The sequence below is a fragment of the Nonomuraea sp. NPDC050790 genome (genome assembly GCF_044456745.1).
Lineage (GTDB): Bacteria > Actinomycetota > Actinomycetes > Streptosporangiales > Streptosporangiaceae > Nonomuraea.
Genome location: NZ_JBITGF010000015.1, coordinates 50,362 through 66,446 on the forward strand (window position 1 = coordinate 50,362; position 16,085 = coordinate 66,446).

General features: G+C 72.1%; 17 protein-coding genes. 10 read left to right on the forward strand and 7 right to left on the reverse strand.

Annotated features, from left to right (window positions below):
* Window positions 1-13: 13 nt before the first annotated feature.
* A complete protein-coding gene (locus ACIBEJ_RS47475) occupies window positions 14-1,813 on the reverse strand; it encodes a gamma-glutamyltransferase family protein (protein WP_397189610.1) in 1,800 nt (599 codons plus the stop codon).
* Between the two features lie 72 nt (window positions 1,814-1,885).
* Here ACIBEJ_RS47475 and ACIBEJ_RS47480 point away from each other — a divergent pair, with 72 nt between their 5' ends.
* The 8 genes from ACIBEJ_RS47480 to ACIBEJ_RS47515 all read left to right on the forward strand — a co-directional run bounded on the left by ACIBEJ_RS47480 (window position 1,886) and on the right by ACIBEJ_RS47515 (window position 10,703).
* Window positions 1,886-2,713, forward strand: a complete 828-nt coding sequence (locus ACIBEJ_RS47480) for a hypothetical protein (RefSeq protein ID WP_397189611.1) — start codon at window positions 1,886-1,888, stop codon at window positions 2,711-2,713.
* The gene (locus ACIBEJ_RS47485; protein ID WP_397189612.1) at window positions 2,710-4,038 is read left to right on the forward strand and encodes a pyridoxal phosphate-dependent aminotransferase; all 1,329 of its coding nucleotides are present in this window, start codon (window positions 2,710-2,712) and stop codon (window positions 4,036-4,038) included. The genes ACIBEJ_RS47480 and ACIBEJ_RS47485 overlap by 4 nt, the downstream gene beginning before the upstream one ends.
* A complete protein-coding gene (locus ACIBEJ_RS47490) occupies window positions 4,035-4,652 on the forward strand; it encodes a TetR/AcrR family transcriptional regulator (protein WP_397189613.1) in 618 nt (205 codons plus the stop codon). Before ACIBEJ_RS47485 ends, ACIBEJ_RS47490 begins: the two co-directional genes overlap by 4 nt.
* Window positions 4,653-4,801: 149 nt before the next feature.
* Complete coding sequence (locus ACIBEJ_RS47495) at window positions 4,802-5,581, forward strand: alpha/beta fold hydrolase (protein ID WP_397189614.1); 780 nt, start codon at window positions 4,802-4,804, stop codon at window positions 5,579-5,581.
* Window positions 5,578-6,690, forward strand: coding sequence for a DUF3500 domain-containing protein (locus ACIBEJ_RS47500; RefSeq protein ID WP_397189615.1), 1,113 nt, complete (start codon window positions 5,578-5,580; stop codon window positions 6,688-6,690). The genes ACIBEJ_RS47495 and ACIBEJ_RS47500 overlap by 4 nt, the downstream gene beginning before the upstream one ends.
* 14 nt (window positions 6,691-6,704) lie before the next feature.
* Window positions 6,705-8,099 (forward strand): MFS transporter, encoded by a 1,395-nt coding sequence (locus ACIBEJ_RS47505; RefSeq protein ID WP_397189616.1) that lies wholly within the window; start codon window positions 6,705-6,707, stop codon window positions 8,097-8,099.
* On the forward strand, window positions 8,096-9,262 hold the full coding sequence (locus ACIBEJ_RS47510; RefSeq protein ID WP_397189617.1) for an FAD-dependent monooxygenase: 1,167 nt from the start codon (window positions 8,096-8,098) through the stop codon (window positions 9,260-9,262). Before ACIBEJ_RS47505 ends, ACIBEJ_RS47510 begins: the two co-directional genes overlap by 4 nt.
* Window positions 9,263-9,362: 100 nt before the next feature.
* Window positions 9,363-10,703 (forward strand): erythromycin esterase family protein, encoded by a 1,341-nt coding sequence (locus ACIBEJ_RS47515; protein ID WP_397189618.1) that lies wholly within the window; start codon window positions 9,363-9,365, stop codon window positions 10,701-10,703.
* On the opposite strand, the gene ACIBEJ_RS47520 is transcribed toward ACIBEJ_RS47515, so the two are convergent.
* Window positions 10,649-10,897, reverse strand: a complete 249-nt coding sequence (locus ACIBEJ_RS47520; protein WP_397189619.1) for a hypothetical protein — start codon at window positions 10,895-10,897, stop codon at window positions 10,649-10,651. The genes ACIBEJ_RS47515 and ACIBEJ_RS47520 overlap by 55 nt on opposite strands.
* Window positions 10,878-11,210: a hypothetical protein gene (locus ACIBEJ_RS47525; RefSeq protein WP_397189620.1), complete on the reverse strand. Its 333-nt coding sequence runs from the start codon at window positions 11,208-11,210 to the stop codon at window positions 10,878-10,880. The genes ACIBEJ_RS47520 and ACIBEJ_RS47525 overlap by 20 nt, the downstream gene beginning before the upstream one ends.
* A gap of 215 nt (window positions 11,211-11,425) precedes the next feature.
* Here ACIBEJ_RS47525 and ACIBEJ_RS47530 point away from each other — a divergent pair, with 215 nt between their 5' ends.
* On the forward strand, window positions 11,426-11,824 hold the full coding sequence (locus ACIBEJ_RS47530) for a DoxX family protein (protein ID WP_397189621.1): 399 nt from the start codon (window positions 11,426-11,428) through the stop codon (window positions 11,822-11,824).
* Between the two features lie 44 nt (window positions 11,825-11,868).
* Here ACIBEJ_RS47530 and ACIBEJ_RS47535 read toward each other — a convergent pair whose 3' ends face one another.
* From ACIBEJ_RS47535 to ACIBEJ_RS47545, 3 genes are all read right to left on the reverse strand, one after another.
* Entirely contained in the window at window positions 11,869-12,315 is a 447-nt protein-coding gene (locus tag ACIBEJ_RS47535) for a hypothetical protein (RefSeq protein ID WP_397189764.1), read from the reverse strand.
* Between the two features lie 73 nt (window positions 12,316-12,388).
* Window positions 12,389-12,826 carry a MarR family winged helix-turn-helix transcriptional regulator gene (locus tag ACIBEJ_RS47540; RefSeq protein ID WP_397189622.1) on the reverse strand — a complete coding sequence of 146 codons (438 nt, stop codon included), beginning with the start codon at window positions 12,824-12,826 and terminating at the stop codon, window positions 12,389-12,391.
* A 230-nt stretch (window positions 12,827-13,056) separates the two neighbouring features.
* A complete protein-coding gene (locus tag ACIBEJ_RS47545) occupies window positions 13,057-14,586 on the reverse strand; it encodes an MFS transporter (protein WP_397189623.1) in 1,530 nt (509 codons plus the stop codon).
* A 72-nt stretch (window positions 14,587-14,658) separates the two neighbouring features.
* On the opposite strand from ACIBEJ_RS47545, the gene ACIBEJ_RS47550 reads away from it, so the two are divergent.
* Complete coding sequence (locus ACIBEJ_RS47550) at window positions 14,659-15,225, forward strand: helix-turn-helix domain-containing protein (protein WP_397189624.1); 567 nt, start codon at window positions 14,659-14,661, stop codon at window positions 15,223-15,225.
* Between the two features lie 18 nt (window positions 15,226-15,243).
* On the opposite strand, the gene ACIBEJ_RS47555 is transcribed toward ACIBEJ_RS47550, so the two are convergent.
* Window positions 15,244-16,020, reverse strand: a complete 777-nt coding sequence (locus ACIBEJ_RS47555; RefSeq protein ID WP_397189625.1) for a TetR/AcrR family transcriptional regulator — start codon at window positions 16,018-16,020, stop codon at window positions 15,244-15,246.
* Between the last annotated feature and the right edge of the window lie 65 nt (window positions 16,021-16,085).

Consider the following 16,085-nt stretch of genomic DNA (forward strand, 5'->3'; position numbering starts at 1 on the left):
CGTTCGTTTGATGTCAGCGGCCGGCGGCGTAGCCCTGGGCGCCGCGAGGGTTGGCCGCCGCGCGCAGGAACGCGGCGTCGCGGGCGACCGCGCTGAGCCGGCCGAGCGACCACGGGTCCTGGGGTTCCACCTCGTGGCCGCGGCGGCGCAGCTCCGCGACCACCCCGGGGGCGAGCCTGTCCTCCAGGCTCAGGACGCCGGGGCGGGAGGCGCGCGGGTAGAAGGAGCTGGGAACGTGCTCCGAGTGGAACATCGGGGCGTCGATCGCCTCCTGGAGGTTCAGCCCGCCGCCGTGGACGAGAGCGAGGAAGAAGTTCACGCTCCACTGGTCCTGCTGGTCGCCGCCGGGCGTGCCGAAGGCCATCCACGGCCTGCCCTCGCGCAGCGCGAACGACGGGGACAGCGTGGTACGGGGCCTGATCCCCGGGCGCAGGGAGTTGGGCAGCCCCTCCTGGAGCCAGAACATCTGGGCCCGCGTGCCCAGGCAGAAGCCCAGGGACGGGATCGTCGGGGAGCTCTGCAGCCAGCCGCCGCTCGGGGTGGCGGAGACCATGTTGCCGTGCCGGTCGACGACGTCGAGGTGGCAGGTGTCGCCGCGTACCCGTCCGTCGGGGGCGACCGTCGGCTCGCCGACGCCGCGGGCGCCGGGCAGGTCCGTGAGGTCGGGGTACTCGGGCAGGCGGGGTTCGCGGCCGCCCGGGGCGCCGGGGCGCAGGTCGAAGGAGGCCCGCGGACCGACCAGGGCGCGGCGGCCGGCGTTGTAGGCGTCGCCGAGCAGGTCGGCCATGGGGACGTGGGCGGCGTCGCCGTACCAGGCCTCGCGGTCGGCGAAGGCCAGCTTGGCGCACTCGATCACCGTGTGGATGTAATCGGCGCTCAGGTGGCCCATCGCGGTCAGGTCGTGGCCCGACAGCAGCGCGAGCTGCTGCAGGAACACCGGCCCCTGGCCCCACGGCCCGGTCTTGCACACGGTGTGGCCGTGGTAGTCGAAGCTCAGCGGCTCCTCCACGGTCGCCGACCACGCGGCGAGGTCGTCGCCGGTGAGCAGTCCGCCGTGCACCTCGCCCGAGCTGTCCCGCCAGGCGGTCGTGGCGCTGAAGTCGGCGATCGCCTCGGCGACGAAGCCCTTGTACCAGGCGTCGCGGGCGGCGGCGATCCGCGCCTCCCTGGTGGCGCCGACCGCCTCGGCGACGACGCGGCGGTAGGTGGCGGCGAGCACCGGGTTGGTCAGCCGCGATCCGGGCGCGGGCGGCCTCCCGCCGGGCAGCCAGGTCGCCGCGGAGGTCGGCCAGTCGTCGGTGAACAGCCGCTCGACCGTCCCGATCGTGGCGCGGATCCGGTCCAGCGCGGGTACGCCGTGCTCCGCGTAGTGGATGGCGGGTTCCAGTACGTCGGCGACCGACCAGGTGCCCCAGCGCTCCAGCATGAGCATCCAGCCGCCGAACGCCCCCGGCACCGTGGCGGCGAGCAGGCCGGTGCCCGGCATGACCTCGACGCCGAGGCCGTTGAGGCGCTCGATGGTCGCCGCGCCCGGGGCGACGCCCTGTCCGCAGACGACCGACACCTTCCGCGCGGACTCGTCCCAGAGCAGGATCGGCACCTCGCCGGCCGGCCCGTTCAGGTGCGGCTCCGCCACCTGGAGCACGAATCCGGCCGTGACCGCCGCGTCGAACGCGTTGCCGCCCCGTTCGAGCACGCTCATGCCGGTCGCGGAGGCCAGCCAGTGGGTGCTGGCGACCATGCCGAAGTTTCCCGCCAGTTCGGGCCGGGTGGTGAACACGCTGGTTCCTTTCGGTCGGGGGATCCGAGTCATTGTAGGCAGGCGTCTCAAGAGTTACGATCGTCTTATCTGGGAGAAGCATCTCATTTAAGAATGGAGCCCATCGTGTTCATTGTCGCGGCGACGGACAGCGTGCTCATCGCGCCGAGCTGGGAACGCGTGACGGCGGAGGAGGCGCGCCGCCTGGGCGAGGCGCCGGCCGCCGACGTCGGCGACGCGCTGCAGCGGATGACCGTCATGGACGGCGGCATCCGGCTGCTCACCGAGCGCGCCGCGCTCCTGGGCAACGCCCTGACCGTGGACGTGCGGTCGGGCGACAACCTGGCCATCCACCGGGCGCTCGACGAGGCCCGCCCCGGGGACGTCCTGGTCGTCAACGGGCACGGGGACATCACCAGGGCGCTGATCGGCGGCCTCATCGGCGAGATCATGGTCAACGCCGGGATCGTCGGCGCGGTGGTCGACGGGGCCATCCGCGACGTCCAGGCACTGTCCGAGCTGGGTCTTCCCGTGTACGCGCGGGCGATCACCCCCGCGGGCCCCTTCAAGGAGGGCCCGGGCGCCATCGGCGTCCCCGTGGCGGTCGGCGGCGTGGTGGTGGCGCCGGGCGACGTGCTCGTGGGCGACGCCGACGGCGTGGTCGTCGTCCCGCACCGGCGCGTCAGGGAGGTCGCGGACACGGTCGGCGGAATAGTCGACCGCCAGGAGGCGCTCCGCCAGCGCATCCTCGCCGCCCGCCCCAACCATCCGAAGGCCGCCCGACCCGACCACACGGGCGCCGCCCGACCCGACCAACCTGAGGCCGCGCGAGCCGACCATTCGGGGGCCGCCCGACCCGACCATCCTGAGGCCGCGCGAGCCGACCATTCGGGCGCCGCCCGACCCGACCATCCTGAGGCCGCGCGAGCCGACCATTCGGGGCCCGCGCGATGACCGCCTTTCGGATTGAGGAGTTGCGCCGCCACTCGCGCCGCCCGCCCCTGGCTCCCGCTCCGCCCGGCACCGTCTCCCTCGCCATGGGCGAGCCGGGCTTCCCCACCCCGCCACCGGTGGTCGAGGCCGCCGTGGCCGCCCTGCGCCAAGGACACACCCACTACGCCGACCAGAAGGGCCTGCCCGAACTGCGCGCCGCGCTGGCCGCGAGGCTGCCCGCGCGCCCCGGCCGGCCCTGGAGCGCGGACGACGTCGTGGTCACCCACGGCGCCACCGCCGCGCTGGCGGCCGTCGTGCTCGCCACGATCGGACCGGGCGACCGCGTGGTCATCCCCGAGCCCGCCTACTCCCTCTACGCCGACCTGGTGGTCTTCGCCGGTGGCACCGTGGATTTCGTCCCGCTCGCCCCGGACCTGCACTGGGACCTGGACGCGCTGGCCGCCGCACTCCCCGGCGCCGCGATGATGATCTTCTCCAACCCGTCGAACCCGACCGGCATCGTCCACACCGGGCAGGAGCTCAAGGCACTGGGCGAACTCCTCGACGGCACCGGCGTCCTGGTGGTCAGCGACGAGGCGTACCACCGGCTGGTCTACCCGGGACACACCCTGACCTCGGCCCTGGAGGTCGAGTCGCTGCGCGAGCGCACGGTGTACGTGCAGACGTTCTCCAAGACGTACGCGATGACCGGCTGGCGGGTGGGCTACCTGGCCGGGCCCCGCGAGGTCGTGGACGCGGCCGCGCACGCCCACCGGACCTGCGCCGGATCGCTCAACACCGTGGTCCAGCACGCGGCCCTGGCCGCCCTCGACCTGCCGGACGGCGTCGTCGAGGCCATGCTCGACGGCTACCGGCGGCGCCGCGACCTCGTGGTGGCCGGCCTGTCCGGCATCCCCGGCCTGCACCTCGTCCCGCCGGAGGGCGCGTTCTACGGCTTCCTCCGCTACGACGCCGATCTGCCCTCCGAGCGGGTCGTCCGCGAACTGGCCGAGCGGAAGGTCCTGGTCAGGGCGGGCGCCGAGTACGGGCCCTCGGGCGAGGGACACGTGCGGATCTCGTTCGCGACCGGCGAGGACGACCTGCGGACCGGGCTGACCCGCCTGGCCGGCGCCACATTCCTGCGCACCGCCCAAGGTCACCCGCCGCCCGGAGAGGAAGCCATGCGCACCGCGCAAGATCACCGCCCACCCGGAGGGGACGCCGTGCGCACCGCGCAAGATCACCGCCCACCCGGAGGCGACGCCGTGCGCACCGCGCAAGGTCACCCGCCGCCCGGACGGGATATCCTGCGCCTGCGCCTGGATGAGGGCGGAGGAGTCCCGTGACCGACCGGCAGGGCGCCGCACGTGGGGAGGGCAAACTGCGCAGCGACACCCGCCGCAACCGCCGGCGCCTGCTCGAGGCGGTCGGCGAGCTGGCCAGGGAGGCGCCCGACCAGCTCACCATGCAGGCCGTCGCCTCCCGCGCGGAGATCGGCCCGGCGACCGCCTACCGCTACTACTCCACGGTCGAGGACGTGCTCGCCGCCTACGTGCTCAGTGTCGTCGAGGAGCTGCGCGACTTCAGCGTCACCTCGGCCGCGCAGGGGCAGCCGCTGTTCGACGCCGTCGTGGACAAGTGGGTGGACCTGCTGGCCGAGCACGGCCCCGCGCTGGTGCAGCTCCGCTCCCGGCGCGGTTACCTGGAGCGCCTCCACGACGGCAACGAGATCATCACCGCCCAGCGGGACGCGTGGAACAGGCCCGTGACGGGACTCCTCGACGACCTCGGCCTGCCCGGCGAGATGCTCGAGTACGCGCTGTTCCTCAACAACCTGATGTACGACCCCCGGGAGATCCAGGACCTGCTCCAGGAGACGACCCTGTCCCGCAGGGAGATCGTCACCCGGCTGAAAGAGGCCTACCGGGGCGCGCTGCGCGGATGGGCCCGGGCAGGCTGAACGCCCCCCGCTGACGAGTTTCCGCCACCGTGCCGATCTCCGGCCGGTGGCTTCATCGTTTTCAGGTCTGCCTAAACAGAAGATGAAGTGATACGCTCCTCTCAAATCATATAAGTGTCTATGTACACTTCGGGCGAAGGAGGCCAGCCGTGGCCACGCATCGTTCCACCATCCGGGCGGGTGAGCTCGACGTCGGGTACATCGACGACGGCAGTGGCGTGCCGCTCGTGCTCGTCCACAGCGGCGAGAGCGACCGCACCCAGTTCGCCACCCTGCGCGCGCACCTCGGCGCCGGGATCCGGGCGATCTCCTACGACCAGCGCGATTCGGGTATCACGGTGAATCCGCCTGTGCCGTACACGCTGGAGGATCTCGCCGACGACCTCGTCGCCCTGCTGGACGCGCTGGAGCTCCGGGACGCTCACCTGCTGGGCACCTCCTTCGGCGGCGCGGTCGCCCAGCACGCCGCCCTGCGGCATCCGGAGCGGGTCGCCTCCCTCGTCCTGGTCGCCACCACGCCGAGCTTCGCGATGTGCGTCGAAGCGGTCGACGAGCTGCTGGGCATGTCCCACGCCGACCGGCAGAACGCGGTCGGCGACTTCTTCGTCACGCCCGCCGGTCAGGCGGAGCTCACCGCGCGGGCCGCCCAGACGCTGGCCGTACGCGATCCAGGGCAGAGCGCCCGCCGCCACGACGTCGCCAGGCGGCACGAGGTCCGCGACCGTCTCGGCGAGATCGCCGCGCCCACGCTGATCGTGCACGGCACGGAGGACCGGCTGGCGCCCTATGCCGGAGCGGTGCTGATGGAGGAGCGGATCCCGCACGCGGAGCTGCGCCCGATCGAGGGCGGGCGGCACGCGATCACGATGGAGTTCGCGGAGCCGATCGCGCGCTGGGTGCGCGAGTTCCTCGGAGTGACGGCGGCGTGAGCGGCACGACGGACCCCGCCCGGCAGGTCGCGGAGCGCATGGCGGAGGCGGCAGGGGCGTGGCTGGACTCCCTGGACGCCGGGCAGCGCCCGATCGGGGCCTGGCAGGCGCCCGGCGCGGACGAGACCGAACACACCCGCTGGTTCTACACGCCCACCGACCACGGCGGGCTCACCTTCCACGAGCAGCGCCCCGCCCAGCACCGGCTGGTGATGCGGCTGGTCGCCGCCGGGCTGTCGGAGGCCGGATACACCACCGTCGCCACCGTGCTCGGACTGGAGAACGTGCTCGACCGCGTCGAGGGCTTCTCGGTGAACTGGGGACGGGAGCGTACCCGCGATCCCGGCATGTACTACCTGCGGGTCTTCGGCGAGCCCGGCGGGACGCGGCCGTGGGGATGGCGGTTCGGCGGCCACCACGTCTCGCTCAACTTCCTCGTGGTGGACGGGCGCGTGGCCGCCACGACGCCGTGCTTCCTGGGCGCGGACCCGGCCGCCTCGCCGCTGCTGGGCGGCGCGACGCTGCGCCCGCTGGGCACGGCCGAGGACCTGGCCCGCGAGCTGGTCCGCTCCCTGCGCCCGGAGTCCGCCGCCCGCGCGGTACTGCTGGCGCGCGCCCCGGACGACATCGTCGCCGGCAACAGCGCCCGCGCCGGCGACCGCGTGGTGCTGCGCCGCGAACTCTGGCGTCCCGGCGGCCACACCCCGGACCGCGCCGGCAACCCGGCCACCGGCCTCACCGGCGCGGACCGGCGAGCGGTCGCCCTCACCCCCACGCCCAGGGGCGTGCCGGGCGCCGAACTCGACGCCGCCCAGCGAGAGCTGCTGCGCGCCCTGCTCGGCACCTACCTCGGCCGCGTCGCCGACGAGGTGTCACCGCTGCCCCGCTACGACGACCCGGCGGCGCTGGACGCCGTGCACTTCGCCTGGGCCGGCTCCACCACCGCGGGCGAGCCGCACTACTACCGCCTGCAGGGCCCGCGGCTGCTCGTCGAATGGACCAACGTCCACCGCGGCGTCAACCACGCGCACGCCGCGTGGCGGGACCCGGAGACCGACTTCGGCGGCGACGTCCTCGCCGCCCATCACGCCGCCCACCACGCGCGATAAGGACACGGCCGGTCATGACCACACCCCTCGCTCCCCCGATCCGCATCGGGAAGTCCGCCGTCGTGGCTCTCGGCATGCTGGCGACCGTCACCGGCACCCTCGAATCGGTGGTGGCGCCCACGCTCCCGCTCCTGCAGCGCGAGCTGTCCATGAACCCCTCCCAAGGCGCACTGCTCAGCATCACCATGCTCATCACCGGCGCCCTCATCGCGCCGATCGCCGGCAATCTCGGCGACCGCCACGGCGGCAAGTGGGTCCTGATCCGGCTGATGGCGGTGGTCTCGGCCGGAGGTCTGGTGTCGGCGCTGGCGCCGAACATGCCGGTCCTGCTGCTCGGTCAGGTACTGCAGGGCGCGATGATCGGCATGATGCCGCTGTCGGTCATCCTGGTACGCAAATACCTGCCCCTGGGCGAGTCCCAGGTGGCCATCGGCGTGGTCAGCGGGCTGTTCATCGGCGGCGGCATGCTGGGCACGCTGATCGCCGGCCCGATCGCCGAAGGTCTGTCCCGCCACTGGATGTTCGCGATCCCGACGCTCGCGATCGTCGTGGCCACCCTGTTCGTCCACTGGCTGATGCCGGACGATCCGCCCTCCCGCACCGACGCCAGGATCGACTGGCCGGGCCTCGCCCTGCTCAGCGGCGTCCTGCTGACGCTCATGCTCGGGCTCTCGATGGCGCCCGAGATCGGCAGCCGCCCCCTCGCCGCCGCGGGGCTCGTCGTGCTCCTGGCCGTCCTCGTCGCCGGATGGGTTCGCGTCGAACGCCGCTCCCCCGCCCCGATGGTCGATCTGCGCCTGCTCGCGAAGCCCGCGATCTGGAGCTCCTATGTGATCACCTTCGCCGTCTGCGTGGGCACCGCGGTGTCGATGTTCCTGGTCCCGCAACTGTTGTCACTCTCCGCCGACGGGTACGGCTTCGCCGCCACCCCCACCGACATCGGCCGCTACCTGCTGCCCGGCGCCATAACCGCGGCGATCAGCGGCCCGATCGGCGGGTTCGCCTCCCGGCGCTTCGGCTCGGGCGCCGTCGTCACCGCCGGGATCGGCGTCATGGCGGCCACGCTGCTCGCCCTGGCGTTCTTCCACTCCGAGGTCTGGCACCTGGCCGTGGGCAAGGCGCTGATCGCCCTGGCCAGCGGCGTCTGCATCACCGCGATGGTCGTCAAGACCGCCACCTCCGTCGACCACGGCGACACCGGCACCGCCACCAGCCTGGTCCTGGTGACCCGCGTGATCGGCTTCGCCGCGGGCGCGCAGGTCAGCGGCGCCTTCCTCACCGCGTGGACCCCCGCCGGCTCCGGCGTCCCCGCCGAAGCGGCGTTCGTCGCCGGGTTCGTCATCGCCGGCTGCGTCACGGCGCTGTCGCTGCTCGTCGTCCGCACCTTGAGCAAAGGAGCCAAGGAATGACCCAGGTCCTGGTATCGGGGGCCAGCATCGCCGGGCCCACGCTGGCGTACTGGCTGAGCCGCCGCGGCTACGCGGTCACGGTCGTCGAGAAGGCGGGCGCGCCGCGCGCCGGCGGCTACCCCATCGACGTCCGCGGCACCGCGCTGGAGGTCGTCAGGCGGATGGGCATCCTGCCCCGGCTGCGGGAGGCGCACATCGACCTGCGCCGGCTGACCTTCCTCGACGCGGACGGCGGCCAGGTCGCCTCGGTCCACCCGCACTCCGTCTCCGGCGGCGTCGCGGGCCACGACCTCGAGGTACGGCGCGGCGACCTGACCGAGGCCCTCTACAGCGTGGTCCGCGACGACGTGGAGTTCCTGTTCGACGACGCGATCGACACGCTCGACCAGTCCGGCCACGGCGTCGACGTCACCTTCCGCGGGGGCGGCAGCCGTACGTTCGACATGGTGTTCGGGGCGGAGGGCACGCACTCGCGCACGCGGGAGATGCTGTTCGGCCCGGAGGAGCGCTTCCACCGCTACCTCGGGTACTGCTTCGCGGTGTTCACCATGCGCAACACCTTCGGGCTCGCCCACGAGACCATGATGTGGAACACCCCGGGCAGGGCCGCGGCCGTCTACGCCGCCGGGGCCGGCGACGACGTGCACGCCTTCCTGAACTTCGTGCTCCCGCGACCGCCGTTCGACGCCTTCCCCGACCCGCAGGCCCAGCGGAACCTGGTCGCGACGGTCTTCGCCGACGCGGGCTGGGAAGTGCCCGGCATGCTGGCCGCCATGCGTGCGGCGGACGACGTTTTCTTCGACGCGGTGAGCCAGATCCGCATGCCGCGCTGGTCCAGCGGCAGGGTCGCGCTGGTGGGCGACGCGGCGTACGCGCCGTCGTTCCTCACCGGGCAGGGGACCAGCCTGGCGCTGGTCGGCGCGTACATGCTGGCCGCCTCCCTGACCGGTGACCACGCCGAGGGCTTCGCCGCCTACGAACGCGACACCCGCCCGTTCGTCACCCAGAACCAGGACCTGGTCGGCGAGGGCGGCGCCACCCTCTTCCCCACCACCCCCGAGGCTCTGGAGCAGCGCAACACCAGACTCCGCGCCCTCACCACCATCCCCACCCCCAAGGGCCGCCCCGCTCACTCCGCCCTCACCCTGCCCGCCGTGGGGTAGCTGGCACCACCGGCCAGTGGCCAGTGCGCGGGATCGAGGTCGTCCTGGCCGATCCCTAGGTTGGTGACCACTGCACCAACGCCAACCCGAAGGATCTGTCTTGGCGAAGAACACACTGCGTCGTACCGTGCCGGTCACCCTGGCACTGGCGGCCTGCCTGGCGATCGCGACCACCCCGGCGCTCGCCGTCCCCGCCGACCGCGCCGCGGTCACGTCGGTCGCCGGCCCGAGCGAGGCGCGGGTGGTGGCGAGCCTGGAGCGCAATGCCCACGTCCTGCGCAGCACCCTGCCCGGCGGGCCCGCGCACGACCTGCGGGCGTTGTCCGCGATGACCAGGGGCGCCACCATCGTGGGCATCGGCGAGGCCACGCACGGCTCGAAGGAGTTGTTCACGCTGCGCCACCGGATGTTCCGGCACCTGGCGGAGACCCGGGGCTTCACCACGCTGGCGCTGGAGGCGACCTGGTCGGCGGGGGTTCGGCTGGACGAGTACGTGCGCACCGGCAAGGGGGATCTGCGCACGATCCTGGCCGAGGAGTTCGAGAACGACTACGGCTCCTGGCGTACCCGGGAATGGGTGGATCTCTACGAGTGGATGCGCGAGTTCAACCGCACCGCCAGGAACAAACTGCGCGTGATGGGCTTCGACATCGGCGACGTCCACCCGGACCAGTACCGGCGCGTGCTCGCCTGGGCCGGGAAGCACGAGCCCGCGCTGGTTCCGGAACTGCGCCGCCGCTACGCGGGCCTGCTGGCCCTGCCCGGCGGCACGGGCGAGCGCATGGCCGCCATGGCCGCCCTGCCCGCCGAGCGGGCGAAGGAACTGGCCGAGGACGCGCAGGCGGCGTACCGGCTGCTGGAGAAAGCCGATCCGTACGTGGCGCAGGAGGCCAGGGTCATCTCCCAGATGGCCACCATGTACGCGCTGGCGCCCAACCTGCACCTCCACCGCGACAAGGCCATGGCCGACAACACCGTGTGGTGGCAGCGCCACACCGGCACCAAGACGGTGGCGGCCGCGCACAACGGGCACATCGGCTACGTCTCGGCCTGGCCCCAGGTGTACCCGAGAACCCAGGGCGCCTACCTGCGCTCCCTGGCCGGCGACTCCTACGTGGCGATCGGCACCACCATCCACAGCGGCCGCTTCCGGGCCACCGACCCCAAGACCGGCCGGGTCGGCGTCTTCGACACCGGCGCCCCCGTCCCAGGCAGCAACGAGGCGGTCCTGGACCGGGTGCGCCATCGCGACTACTACGCCGATCTGCGCCGGGCCGGCCGTACCCCGTCGACCGGCGCGTGGCTGGACACGGCCCGCCCCACCTTCACCGTCCCGGCCACCTACGTCCCCGACCAGCTCAACCAGCCGCTCGCCCTGGGCAGGGCCTACGACATCGTGGTCCACCTGCACCGCGTGAAGGAGGCCGACCCGCTCGGCTGAGCCGGCGGGGTGTCGCCGGGCACGTCGCAGGCCCAGCCGACGTGCCCGTCCGGCCTGATCAGCACCGATCGTGCGGTGGCCCAGCCGGGATGGCCGGCCGCCGCCCCGCCGGTCAGGTCCAGGAGCACCGGCCGGGCCTCGTGCAGCAGCTCGAAGAGGGCCGGAACGCCGTCATCAGTAAGGCGCGTGGCCACACCACCGCGAACTGAAGTAGGTATCCGCCGTATCCCCGTCGGATCCGCCGTCGTTGTCCGCCCACCAGTCCCACAGGTACCTCCCGCTGACCGCGTCGCGATAGTAACCGCCGATGTAGTGGTTGCCGGAGCTGTGGGAATGGCCGCGGGCCTGCGTCTTGGGGTCGCCGCCGCCGCTGTCGTTGATCCAGATCCAGCTCCACGCGCACCGGGTGTCCGCGTGTGCCGCCGTGGCTCCGCCTGCGACGGTGAGCGTCGCCACCGATAAGGCGGCGGCACCGAGCGCGCTCCATCGTTTGAGGGTTCGCTTCATTTCCCTTCTCCTTTGTCAGGGACGCGATCCGACCAGCCCAGTATCTTCACGACCTGCGGCGCACGTCTTTACCATGCAGCGCAAGCTTTCTTGACAGTGCGCGCAAACCGGCGCTTCGTGGCGGCCTCATCCGCATCGATCAGGAATCGAGAAGCGTGTGCCGAGCGGCTCTCCCTAGCGTGATGAGCCGGCGACACGGAAGGAGCCGATGCGATATGAGTCGCACGCGGAGAATCATCTACTGGCTGGCCACCCTGGTACTCGCATCGGGCCTGGTCGGTTCCGGCGTTCAGCAATTGCTGCGCATAGAGAACAAGGGGGCGGTGGCGCCGCCGTACGCCTGGGGAATCGTGGAGCTGGGCTATCCGGTCTACATTCTGACGATCCTCGGCACGTGGAAACTCCTGGGCGCGGTGATGATCGTGATCCCCAAGTATCCGCTCTTCAAGGAATGGGCTTATGCGGGCCTCTTCTTCCTGCTCACCGGAGCGCTGTTCTCACATGTCGCCGCCGGCAGCGCCTGGCTCGAATGGATTCCGGCGATTTTCCTGCTGGTCCTCACGGTGGTGTCCTGGTACCTCAGGCCGGCGGACAGAAAGCTGCCTCAGCCGTAGCAGCACCGCGTGGACCCCGCCAGGCTTGGCGATCCGCATCCGGCTCACTCCCCCGCGCCTGAGCCGGGCCGTACGATCATCAGGATCACCACGATCGCCCAGGTCAGGTTGTAGAGGCCGGCGAGCATCGACAGGCGGCGCAGCCCGGCCGGGTCGCCGCCGGCGGGGCCGGCCAGGGCGTCGCGCTGGCGGGGGTAGATCTGGGTGATGAGCAGCAGGGCCGCCACGGCCGTCAGGACCATCGACACGATGATCCAGATCTCGCCCATCCGGCCCTGGACTCCGGCCAGGATCATTCCGGCGAGGGGGACGACGAGGCCGAAGGCGGCGTACCCGCGGGTGATGCGGTGCAGCGCGACGGCCACCGACCGGCTGCGTTCCTCGCCTGCCGGGGCGGGCGCGTATCGGGGAAACAGGCTCGTCGCCACGGCCGAGCCGCCGACGAACACGATGGCGCCCAGCACGTGCACCGACAGCAGGACATGTTCCAGCACGTCTCCTCCAACCTTCAGGGTGGCTGAAGCTTAGGGCATGCTTCAGCCGGCCTGAAGGTCGGGGTGGATCTCAGTCTCCCGCGAGGAAGGCGGCGAGAACGGCCTGGCCGACCCGACGCTGCACCGGATCGGCGTCCGGCCCGAACATCCGCTCGTCGGCCGCGGCCACGGCCTTCCTGGCCGCCCGCAGCAGGTCCCGGCCCTCCTCCGTCACCTCGATCGTGGAGGCCGAGCCCGCCCGCGCGGTGTGGTCGCGCACCAGTCCAGCCGCCTGCAGCGCCTTCACCGCCGCGTGCACGCTCTGCACGGTGATCCCCTGCATCCGCGCCAGATCGCTGAACGATGCCCCCGGCAGCCCAGCGATGTGACCCAGCAGCCCGAGCCGGCGGATCGTCAGGTCGAGCGGCGCGAGCGCGGTGGTCAGCTCGTTCTCGACCCGCCGCGCCAGCGTCAGCACGATGATGGAGGCGCTGGTCACGGGCGGGCCGGGAGGGTCGTGGTCACTCACCCGGCCAGTCTGCCCGACTCCCGGGAGCGGGATCAGTGGGGATCGCTCCAGAACGTGTAGCAGGGGCTGGGTGTCACCCGGCCTCCTGTCGGGGTTCCACATGTACGCGCGGCTGCCGCCGCTGAGGGCGCATTTTTCTCGACAGGCCGATGCATCGGTGCCCTTTCCCGGACAACCCGGCGTTCGTGGTGAGGACGTGCCGGTCGACATTCCCTTCGGCTCCGGACTCCTCAGGTGGTCATCTGGGGGTGACGGTCCTGGGGAGCCGGTTGGCGCGGGCCGCGGACGGCGGCGTACACGAACAGGATGCCCATGACGACCACGCCCGCCCACATGGCCTGCTGCCAGCCGTCGACGAAGGACTGGCGGGCGGCGTCGATCAGCGCCGGCGCGTGCGGGCCGGCCGTGCCCGCGGCCTCGATCGCGTTGGCGACGCCCTGGCGGGCGGCGTCGGCCGCGTCCTGCGGGATGCCGTCGAGCCTGTCCTGTACGGCGGCGCCGTAACCACCAGCCAGGAGGGCGCCGAGCAGGGCCACGCCGAGCGCGGTGCCGAACTCGCGGGTGATGTCGTTGAGCGCGGAGGCGACGCCCTGCTTGTCCCGCGGCAGCGAACCGGTGATGGCCTCGGTGGAGGGGGTCATCGACAGGCCCATGCCGATGCCCATGGAGAGCATGCCGGGCAGGATCGACGGGTACCCGCCCTCGACGGAGACGATCCCGGCCATCAGCGCCAGTCCCGCGCCGAACAACGCGATTCCCGCCGCCATGGTCGAACGGGCGCCGATGCGCGCGGTCAGCTTGTGCGCCAGGCCGGAGGTCATCATCATCAGCACGGCCATGGGCATCATCGCCAGCGTGGACAGCAGTCCCGACCAGCCGAGGACGGCCTGCAGAAAGGGGAAGAGGACCACGAAGACGCCCGCCTGGACGCCGAAGACCACCAGCAGCGTGACGGAGCCGCCGGCCAGGGCGCGCTCGCGGAAGAGGCGCACGTCCAGGAGGGACGCGTCCCCTCGGCGCAGTTCCCAGGCCACGAAGAAGATCAGGGCGGCCACGCCGGCGACCAGCGCGGCCAGGGTGACCGGGTCGCTCCAGCCGCGCTCGGGGCCCTCCTGCAGCACGAAGATGAGGCCCACGACGGCGACCACCGAGGCCAGCGCGCCCATGGCGTCGAAGGAGTGCGCGGAGCGCTCGCGGGAGTCGGGCACGGAGCGCATCATGGCGAGCGAGACGACGACCAGGACGACGGGCAGCAGGAACAGCCACCGCCAGTTCGCCACGTCCACGAGCAGGGCGGACAGGAACATGCCGATGATGCCGCCGCCTCCGGCGACGCCGGTCCACACGCCGATCGCCTTTCCGCGCTGCTCGTCGGGGAAGGTCGAGGTGATCACCGCGAGGGTGATCGGCATGATCATCGCCGCGCCCACGCCGCTCAGCACCCGGGCGGCGATCATGACGCCGGACGACGGGGCGAGGCCCGCGAGCGCGCCGGCCGTACCGAAGACGAGCAAGCCCGTGACGAGCATGGGCTTACGGCCCAGCCGATCACCGATCGCGCCGAGCGGCAGCAGGAGCGCGGCCAGGGTGAGGGTGTAGACGTTGATGATCCACAGGATCGTGGTCTGGGAGGCGCCGAACTCGACGGACAGGTCGGGCTGGGCGACGTTCAACCCGGTCACGGAGGCGATGACCGCCATCAACGCGACACAGACGGCGATCAGGATGGTGCGCAGTTGGCGCGGGTCGGGGGTGCTCATGGATTCCTCTCGAAGCGGGCGTTCACCTGCGACGATAGGTTCGCCTTGCACCTGGAGCATAGGATGTTGCCTATGAAGCAAGAAGATGAGGACCTGGACAGCCTCGTACGCAAGCGCATCCGCGCCCTCCGGGTCGCGCAGGGCTGGTCGCTGGAGGAGCTGGCCACCCGCGCCCGGCTGAGCCAGTCCTCACTGAGCCGCATCGAGAACGGCCGGCGCCGCCTCGCCCTGGACCAGCTCGTCACCCTGGCCCGCGCCCTCGACACCTCCCTCGACCAGTTGGTCGAGACCGCCATCGACGACGTCGTCACCAGCCCGATGATCGACGCCACGCACGGCTCGATGCGCTGGCCCATCAAGGGCGACCCCGGCATGACCGTGATGCGTCAGCGCCTGACCGAGCCGCCGCCCGACAACCCCGCCCGCATGCGCGCCCACCCGGGCCGGGAGTGGCTGGTCGTCCTGTCAGGCACGGCGATCCTCATGCTGGGCCACCGCCGCTTCCGCCTCGAACCCAACCAGGCCGCCGAGTTCCCGACGATGATGCCGCACGCCATCGGCTCGGACGGCGGGCCGTGCGAGATCCTGGGCATCTTCGACCGCGACGCCCGCCGCAGCCACCAAGGCGACACCACCTGATCACACACCTAGGGCTCCTCAACCGGGGGCGGTGGCGCGGAGGAAGGCTTCGGCGAAGGTTTGGGCGGCTTCGTCGACCGGGGGGAGGATGCTGCCCAGCGTGTCCTGGAGGATCGGGCGGAGGAGCATGTGGCCGGCCATCGGGCCGACCATGAGCTGAATGAGGAGCGGCAGCGGGAGCGGGCGCAGGCGGCCCGACTGGATCTGCGCGGTCAGCAGGGATCCGAGGCTGGCGAACATCCTGGGCAGGTTCGCCTTCAGCATCCGGGCGGCCGTGCCGTCGGGGCGGGTGAACAGGTCGCCGAAGATGGCCGGCAGCACCCTCGGCTCGCGTACGAACGCCTCGGCCAGCGCGGCGTAGACGGCGTGCACCATGTCCTCGATCCGTTCCGGCGGGTCGGCGGCCAGTGCTTCGAGATCGGGCACGGGGACGTACCGGTCGAACATGGTCGCCAGCAGGCCGTCGCGGCTGCCGAACACCGCGTGCAGGCTGGTCGGCGAGCAGTTCGCGGCCGCTGCGACCGCCTCCAGGGTCACCGGGCCGAGGCCGTCGCGGGCGATCAGGACGGCGGCCGCCTCCAGGGCCCGTTCCCGTACGGGTGGCCGGCCGCCGGGGTCGACGCCGGCCTGCCGTACCGCGTCGTCGAGCTTTGCCCGTGACCCGCCGAGCCGGCGGAGCAGGGTGCTGCGGGAGATGCCCGCGGCGGCGGCGATCGCGCCCAGAGGGACCTCGGCGACGTCCTTGCCGTGCTGCTCCGCGGCGGCGAGGGCGGCGTTGACCAGGGACTTGTCCATGGCAAGGATGGTACCGCTTCCGATGTGGACCTCATCTGTGTATCGTCTCCAATAGAGGTTCATCG